Origin of the sequence: Tepidibacillus sp. HK-1 (assembly GCF_001748485.2) — a bacterium.
Taxonomy (GTDB): domain Bacteria; phylum Bacillota; class Bacilli; order Tepidibacillales; family Tepidibacillaceae; genus Tepidibacillus_B; species Tepidibacillus_B infernus.
In genome coordinates, this window is record NZ_BDGM02000040.1 from 1 (window position 1) to 8597 (window position 8597).

The following is an 8597-nucleotide window of genomic DNA, read 5'->3' on the forward strand; positions in this document are numbered from 1 at the left end:
CTTTGCCGCCGGCTTCCTTCAGATTCCACCTCACGATGGACACCCTTGCCTTAGGCTAATGGTTGGTTGCTACATACCCCCATAACGGACTTTCACCGTCTAGTTAATCGCCATGCGTGGCGCACTAAAAAGAATGACTGTTGAGAAACTCAACAGTCATTTCTATTTGTCTATTCGTTCTAAGTTGCCATTAAGGTCCATCTTAAAAACAGGTTTTGTTTCATGCTCTTGGTCAGATAAGAAGGCCATTTTTCTAGCCCGATCCATAATTTGAATAAGGGCTTTATAATCTTCATTTACCACCTGGATGTCCTTTAGTTGGCTTCTCATTTCTTCATTTTCTTTTCGTAACTTCACCAATTCTTTTTCTTTTTCTTCTAATTCTTTTTCCAAGTTCTTATATAGTTTGCCTCTGTCTTGGGATAATGTCTTCTGCTTTTTTAAGAATCGTATGATGCTGTCATAGGTAAGATTTTCTTCAGTTACCTCTTTCATTTCTTCTGGCGCAGATAATTCTTCACTAAACTCACTATCAAAATTCTTTTCAACCTTTTGATAGTTTCTTTTTTGTCTTTGGGATTTTGCGATTTGAATAGCTGCTTCATATTTTTTACGAATTAAGCTATTCCATCTAAATCCACAAGCTGCAGAAGTTCTATTAAGCTTTTGCCCTACTTCTTCAAAAGCTTTCAATTGAGTGCTACCTTCACGAATGTGCCTCAATATAACCTCTGCTAATAGTAAATCATCATCTTCAGTCCAAGCATCTTGTCTAGTTGCGACCATATAGATCCCCCCGTAAATCGTAAGTATTATATTTTTATGAATTTAATAGTTTTTATAGAATAAAAAACTATTACTTTTTATATCCAATCTTTTAATTTTTTAAACAGGAGGATACATAAATAAATTAGAAAAGGTTTGTATATTCCATCGCGCTCCGTCATCCATGCCCTTCTATAAATAAAGATTAAGGAGAGAAGGGCACTTCTGAGGCACACAAAGTGTACAAGTCGTGCTACACAGCTAAAGCTGCTAGTCACGCTATGTCGCAGCTTATGGAATATACAAACCCCTAAATGATAAGTGGAAGAAACTTATACTTTCTTTACATTTGAAAAAACCACGAAATTTCGTGGTTTAGGTAAACTGATATGGTATATATTAATAGTTTATGAAGCAAAATGCTGTTCAAGAGCTGGTTTATCATAGCCGATTACAATATTTTCACCATCTGTTAAAATAGGCCTTTTTAACAAGCGTGGTTCTTTGGATAAAAGATCTAATAATTGACTTAATTTTAATTCCTCAATATCCACATCCAAATTTTTGAACATTTGGCTACGTGTAGATAGAATTTCCTCTAATCCATTATTTGTTTTCTTTACAATTTCTAAAAGCTCATCAACAGTTGGTGGATTTTTGAAAAGGTGACGCTCTTCATAACTTACTCCTTTTTCAGATAACCAAGCCTTTGTTTTTCTGCAAGATGTACAACTAGGGTATGTGAAAAACACTAATTTATTTTGCATACTCCATCTCTCCTTTTTGTAATTTTTTTACATATTGTTGAACACGATGTGTAAAATGTTTTTTAATAAATAATAAACGTATGTATCTAAAAAAAGTTTCCAACACTTTAAATTTGACATTTTCTTTTTGCATCTTAATTATATTATTTAATTAAACACTATGTCAATAGTAATTAGTTATTTTTTAACAAAATTTTCTACTCTAAAAGGATAATCTTTACAGTAAATATGTCTATTTCAAGGAATTTATTTACTATAAAACGTTAATATAATATAATTATTATGATTAAGTGAGAAAGGGGCTTTAAAGGCATGGAAAATGATACATTGAAATTAACAAGTGTTTTGGCTGATCCCACACGATTTGCAATTTACCAATACGTCTCTTCCATGGGCCGAGCCGTAAATGTACAAGAAATCGCTGATAAATTTGGTATTCATCCTAATGTAGCTAGACTTCATCTGAGTAAATTAGAAGATGTCAATTTACTTAAATCAATCACCGAAAAAACTGGTCGTGGCGGAAGACCTAGTAGAGTATACACATTATCTGACGAAGTTGTAAGTCTCCAGTTCCCTCCGAGAGATTATAAACTCCTTGCCAAGATAGCCATAGAGACCCTTTTGTCATTTGGTGAAGAAGGTAAGAAAGCTTTAGTAGAAATGGGAAGAAACTTTGGCAGAGAAGCAGCAAGACAGGCCATGATGAAAGATAGTATCGAAAACTCGAGGTACTTACCAATTGAAAAAAAAATTGAAAGTATTGAACGATTGGTCATTGCTCAAGGTCTACAACCGAATATCGAAATCATTGACCAACATACCATTCGATTCCGAGTAAATAACTGTATTTTCCATGAAACGCTTGATGCAGTAAAAAATCATAATATCTGTCAAATGCATCATCATCTTCTTGAAGGAATCTTTGAAACCTATTTAGGAGACATTAACCTCGTTCAAGAAACATCCATTACGAATGGCTCCGATGCATGTCAATATACAATGGTTAAATTACCAGTTCAACAATAAATGAAAAGCCTCTTCCACCAAGGAAGAGGTTTCTTAAATTTTCTTGTCCCTATCCAATAGAGAGTGTGTGTGACAAAAGCAAGCGACTTTCAGGAGTGTATTTCTTACCTGATCATTTTAATCTAAGAAAAACGAAATAGTACCTTTCTCACATTATTCTTTATTCATAGAAAGGTATGAGCAACAGAGCTCGATACAAAGTACTATTTTCTTATAGTCCATATTGTTTTAACGCGCTTGTCATGAAACGATACTGATATGACCCCATATTTTTTTGTTGAACAAGCACCTTAAAAGTTTCCCCCATTTCACCAGGCATAATTAATTGGCGAATCGCGCGGTTCAATTTAATGGCTTCATCTTGAAAAAGGTCTTTATTTTTCATTTGATCCAATCCTATTTCTTGAAGCATTTCTAAAATACCACTATTCATTAAAAAATGGCTTTGCGTAGAAAACCAGACAGGTTCAAGACCCCAACGTTTTCCTTCCTCCATGAGTGCAGTAAAATTCACATGTGTGGTGATATCTTGTTCTCCGATTAGTTGGTAAGGATTATCATTAGCAGTATGCTGATAATAGCACATCAATGTACCATCATGCCGATGACTTGCATATAATTCATCTGCAGGATAACCATAATCGATTGTGATCACATATCCTCTTATTAATCGTTGCGCTACATGTTTCATCCAATCCATCGCATCTAAATTAATTTCAGCGACTTGTCCTTCCTTCAGCGTAACTTTTTGCTGAATGAAATAATCTTCTAAGGAAGGATGGCTAAGCTCTGCAGTGATCTCTTCATAGCTTTCCCTTTCCTCATTCCAGGTCACAAAAATCTCTTTGAATTTCCCGTTTACTTTTTTTACTTTATGTACTGGAAAAGAATCTACCAGCTCATTTGAAAAAATAATTCCTATAAACGGTTGAGGAAGATCCTGTAATTGATCAATCCATTTCACATGATTGAGGTGCCTTTCTAAGTGTTCACGTTGTAAGTCTTGGTGATATGGACTTGCTTCAAGCATAAAATAGGTTAGGGATTGGTATATCTTAGGGTATTTCTCAAACATTGCATTTAATACATCTCTCGCAAAACGGCCATCTCCCCCACCCATTTCTAAAATAAAAAATGTTTCCTTTTCTGAAGCATATTGTAAAAGTTCAACAAAGCTATTCGCGATGGTTTGGCCAAATATAGGCCCTACAGATGAACTGGTATAAAAATCAGCACTCTTCCCTATTTTTTTGCGATCCTTCGTATAGTAACCTAACTCTGGTGCATATAGAGCCATTTTCATAAAGTCATAAAACGTTATACGTTTTTCAGGTGAATCGTTTATCATCTTGATGATTTCTTTTGATAATTGAGTTTCATTTGCTTCTTTCATGTTGTTAACCCCTTTTTTCATTCTGTTGATACTATAACTTCGTCCAAAATTTTTATCAAGGAAAATTTTGTTTTATACTATTGACATAGTGTTTATACTATCATATTATATTAACAGAACCACCCTTATTACTTAGTGAATTGAAAAATCACCCATGAAGTTCAGCTAATGATTGGTTTACACCCAACCATGTCCCCCAAAAAGCTGATCTATGGATTCGGTTCTAAAAGTGTAACAGATTTTTTAACCTCCCCCATTATAACCTCCGTAATTGGAGGTTATTTTTTTGTCTTTAGAAGTTCTTATTGATCTATCATCACATGCTGAACTAATTCATTTCCACGATTAACGATCTGTTTTTGTATATTTTTATTTCCTTGCTCTATAGGGATAATCTCTACGATTTTCTTTCCCTTTTCCCATACATTTTTCACATAAGTAGGAATAGCATTTATTTCTTTTAGCGTAATCTTTTGATTAAATCGATTTTTCTCAAGTAGTAAATCTAGAATAATTCCATAATCTTTCCAATCACCTTGTTGATTACTTAAAAAATTGCCTAATGAATAGACGACACCTCTATCTGATTGCCTATTATCACCTTTTATTACCTGTAGTGGTTGTACGACATGTGGATGACTACCCAAAACAAAATCAACACCATTAGCCATTAAGTCTTCTGTCCATTTTTTTTGTAGATCATTTGGTACTCTTTGATATTCGGTTCCATAATGGATCATAGCTAATATATAATCGACATGATTTTCTTTTAATTGTTCCACGTCAGATGCAACTGCCTCCAAATCTAACGTATTCACCAAGTAGGGTTTATCCTTTGGCTTTATAAATCCATTAAGTCCATAAGTATAAGCGATAAGTCCAATTTTGAAACCATCTTTTTCTAATATAAGAGGGATATCTCTTTCACTTTGAGTGCGAAAACTTCCAGTATGTAAAATTTGATATTCATCTAAATGGTCTAATGTTTTTATAAGTCCCTGCTCTCCTTGGTCGAATGAATGGTTATTTGCCGTAGTTAATACATTTACACCCGTATTTTTTAAGGCTAGGGCAATTTCCTTGGGAGCATTAAAACGTGGATAACCGCTAAACCCTTTTTCCTTTCCTGCCAATGGTGTTTCTAAATTACCAATAACAAAATCTGCATTTGCAAAGATAGGTTTCACTTGTTGAAAAAAAGATTCAAATTGGTATTGATCAGTTTGGCGATTATAACCTGCCTTGGTTAAAGGGATATGCATCAACACATCACCAACGACCATGATCCTCATTTGAACAAATTCAGTAACATCGGGACTTGGTTCAGGTAAATTTGGTATCGTCACTTCCTCAAAAAATTGGTCTTTCTGTTCTGAATGAAAAACTTGTTCACTCCCGTTTAATTCTTTAAAAAATAGACTAATGAAAAGAATTGCAATCAAGATGAATAATATCATTATATAACCAGTTGATTTGCTAAACATATGGATTCAGCTCTTTTTCAAATCTAATGGTTGTTTTTTCCCCATGTCCAGGATATACGACGGTTTCATCAGGAAGAGTGAAGAGTTTTTCATGAATAGATTTAAGTAATTGGTCATAATTTCCTCCCTTTAAGTCCGTACGCCCAATTGATTCTTTGAATAATGTATCTCCACTAAACAGAAATGGTTTCAAATAATAAGAGATTCCACCTGGAGTATGTCCAGGGGTATGAATCACTTCAATAAAAAAAGATTCAATTTCTAAGGAATCTAGATCGCAAAGAAGAACATCAGCTGGTTTACATTTTACTTCGCCAAAAAAAGGAAATATTTCCGACCCATTTAATTGTGGGCTAGATAACCATTCCTTTTCTTCTTGATGAAGATAGACTGGAACTTTAAATCTTTCTCTTATCTGTTCTAAACCACCAATATGGTCTAAATGGGCATGGGTAAGTAAAATGGCTTTTAGGGTTAATTCTTTTTCTTTAATAAATTTTTCGATAGAAAATGGATCAAACCCAACATCAATTAAAATTGCATCTTTCCCTTCAATAAGCAGATAACTATTCATTTGAAAATCTCCTAATATAAATCTTTCGATTTGCATGTTATGTCCCCCTTTTTCAATATCTATTTTATGAGTTCAAATAAAACAAAACAAGAACCGGAAATTCATCCGGTTCTATTTTAACATTAAAGAAAGTATAACTTTCTTTTCATTATATTATAATGAGACCCTACAAAAGTAATCGGAATATGCTTCGAAGTATGGCGTCACTTTTGTGGTTTATCTTGTCATAATAAGTCGGCTGCAAGTTGAGCAAGCTTAGATCGTTCTCCTTTTTGCAATTTTACGTGTCCACTGATTTGTTCTTGTTTAAACTTTTCTACTACATAAGTTAAACCATTATTTGTTGCATCTAGGTATGGATGGTCAATTTGATCAGGATCCCCCATCAATACAATCTTACTTCCTTCTCCAACACGAGAAATAATCGTTTTTACTTCATGTTTAGTCAGATTTTGTGCTTCATCAATAATAATAAATTGATTAGGAATACTTCTCCCCCGTATATAGGTCAATGCTTCAACTTGAATGCTTCCGATTCCTGCTAATATTTTGTCTAATTCTCCTGCTTTTTTCGCATTAAACAGATATTCTAAATTGTCATAAATTGGTTGCATCCAAGGACGCAATTTTTCCTCCTTTTCACCGGGTAGATAACCTAAATCCTTTCCCATTGGTACAATGGGTCTTGCAACAAGAAGTTTATTATAAATCTGTTCATCTTCTACCTTTAACAACCCTGCGGCTAAAGATAGTAATGTTTTTCCTGTCCCTGCTTTTCCAGTCATCGTAACTAAAGAAATTTGATCATCCATCAACAGTTCTAACGCCATTTTCTGTTGTACATTCCTTGGTGTAATTCCCCAAACAGAATCATTATATCGAAGTGGTTCGATCCGCTGATGATCGAAATTTATTTTAGTCACAGCTGATTTGCTTGAACCAAATTCATCTTTTAAAATATAAAATTCATTAGCAAAAACCTGATCAGGATGAAGATTTAAATCTTGTAGTGATAAACATTTTTTTGTATAAAAATCATCGATCATTGAAGGATGAACCTTGAGTTCAAAATAACCCGGATAAATATCTGTATCTGAAACAACTCGGTCAGATAAATAATCTTCAGCATGAATGCCTAATACGTCAGCTTTGACACGAACTAGAGCATCTTTGCTGACTAAAATAACTGGTTTTCCATTCTCCTTTTCTTTTTCCTCCATTTGTAAATTCATCGCTACAGCTAGGATACGATTATCATTTGTCATTTCTAGAAATGAATGCTGTAGTTTTTGAAAAGACTTATGATTTAATTCTACTCTCAATGTTCCGCTATTTCTTAGCTTAACCCCCGAGTGTAACTTTCCCTGAATTCTTAGCTGATCTAACAGTCGTGAAACTTGTCTGGCATTTCTCCCTACTTCATCCATAAATCTTTTTTTCGAGTCAATCTCTTCTAAAACAACGGCCGGTATGATCACATCATTATCTTGAAAAGCAAAAATGGCCCTTGGGTCCTGCAAAAGAACATTGGTATCCAAGACATAAATCTTCTCCAATATGTCCCCTCCTAAACTTTTTTTACACCATTTTCCCTTTTGCTGATGTAAAACTTCTTATTTATATTGTATGCAAGTAATATGAATCTTGAATGCGAACAGAAAATCTAATACATCGAATTATACTGAATGGGTACACTAAGAAAAAACAATGATCCCAATGGATGATGAAAGGATGATTCGATGCGTAAACTATTTTTGTATCTCATCATTTCCTTATTGACGATATCACTTGGTTGCCAAGCAACCAATAAACCACCTGCAAATGAAGCTTCACCCCCAACGAAAAAAATTAAACAAACACAAAGGGTACCTCAAACCATACCTGAACCAAAAAGGAACCAAAGTCCAGAGGCTACGGCACACCGTTTGGCCAGTATTGCGATTCGAGTCCCACAAGTGAATGATGCCACTGCTGTCGTCTTTGGAAAGTATGCGATCGTAGGTATTGATGTGGACGCAACCCTTGATCGTTCTCGTGTTGGTACCATTAAATATTCTGTTGCTGAAGCACTTAAAGAAGATCCTCAAGGGGCTAATGCATTAGTTACCTCAGATCCAGATATTATGCAACGGCTTCGAGAAATCAATCAAGATATAAAGCGTGGACGCCCCATTAAAGGTTTTGCAGAGGAATTATCAGACATTGTAGGAAGGATTATTCCTCAGGTACCACGTGGTGTTCAGAAAAAAGAACAACCACCGACGAAGCAAAACCAAGAAGAGCAAAATCAAACCAAAAATCCAAAAGAACCCAGAAAAAGTTTATATCAACAGTAATTGATTTGAAATCGGGTAGGAGACTGGCCATTATTTGACCAGCCGACCTCCCACAGCACCGTACGTACCGTTCGGTATACGGCGCTTCCAAAGTTTACACGTCACTTCACAGAATAACACTCGCTAAAACTTAGATATCCAGCTCGCTTAAATCGCTCGTTAGATAGGGCTTTTGTCAAGATAGGGCTATGAGCAGTACGCCAATAGCCTTTTCTTGTATTCGCCCACATCCACGCTTGCTCCTCACTC

General features: G+C 34.9%; 8 protein-coding genes. 2 read left to right on the top strand and 6 right to left on the bottom strand.

What is annotated here, in order from left to right; all coding sequences use genetic code 11:
- Positions 1–162 precede the first annotated feature (162 nt).
- On the bottom strand, positions 163–786 hold the full coding sequence (locus tag BEN26_RS13435) for an RsfA family transcriptional regulator (RefSeq protein ID WP_069799703.1): 624 nt from the start codon (positions 784–786) through the stop codon (positions 163–165).
- A gap of 386 nt (positions 787–1172) precedes the next feature.
- Positions 1173–1532: a Spx/MgsR family RNA polymerase-binding regulatory protein gene (locus tag BEN26_RS13440; RefSeq protein WP_068724731.1), complete on the bottom strand. Its 360-nt coding sequence runs from the start codon at positions 1530–1532 to the stop codon at positions 1173–1175.
- 312 nt (positions 1533–1844) lie between these two features.
- On the opposite strand from BEN26_RS13440, the gene BEN26_RS13445 reads away from it, so the two are divergent.
- A complete protein-coding gene (locus tag BEN26_RS13445; protein ID WP_069799705.1) occupies positions 1845–2561 on the top strand; it encodes a helix-turn-helix transcriptional regulator in 717 nt (238 codons plus the stop codon).
- A 211-nt stretch (positions 2562–2772) separates the two neighbouring features.
- Here BEN26_RS13445 and BEN26_RS13450 read toward each other — a convergent pair whose 3' ends face one another.
- The 4 genes from BEN26_RS13450 to BEN26_RS13465 all read right to left on the bottom strand — a co-directional run bounded on the left by BEN26_RS13450 (position 2773) and on the right by BEN26_RS13465 (position 7568).
- On the bottom strand, positions 2773–3954 hold the full coding sequence (locus BEN26_RS13450; protein ID WP_069799707.1) for a class I SAM-dependent methyltransferase: 1182 nt from the start codon (positions 3952–3954) through the stop codon (positions 2773–2775).
- A gap of 302 nt (positions 3955–4256) precedes the next feature.
- A complete protein-coding gene (locus BEN26_RS13455; protein ID WP_069799708.1) occupies positions 4257–5438 on the bottom strand; it encodes a CapA family protein in 1182 nt (393 codons plus the stop codon).
- Positions 5431–6048: an MBL fold metallo-hydrolase gene (locus tag BEN26_RS13460; protein ID WP_069799710.1), complete on the bottom strand. Its 618-nt coding sequence runs from the start codon at positions 6046–6048 to the stop codon at positions 5431–5433. The genes BEN26_RS13455 and BEN26_RS13460 overlap by 8 nt, the downstream gene beginning before the upstream one ends.
- Positions 6049–6236: 188 nt before the next feature.
- Entirely contained in the window at positions 6237–7568 is a 1332-nt protein-coding gene (locus tag BEN26_RS13465) for a PhoH family protein (protein ID WP_069799712.1), read from the bottom strand.
- A 183-nt stretch (positions 7569–7751) separates the two neighbouring features.
- Between BEN26_RS13465 and BEN26_RS13470 the strand changes: the two genes are divergently transcribed.
- A complete protein-coding gene (locus BEN26_RS13470; protein WP_069799714.1) occupies positions 7752–8348 on the top strand; it encodes a YhcN/YlaJ family sporulation lipoprotein in 597 nt (198 codons plus the stop codon).
- Positions 8349–8597 lie beyond the last annotated feature (249 nt).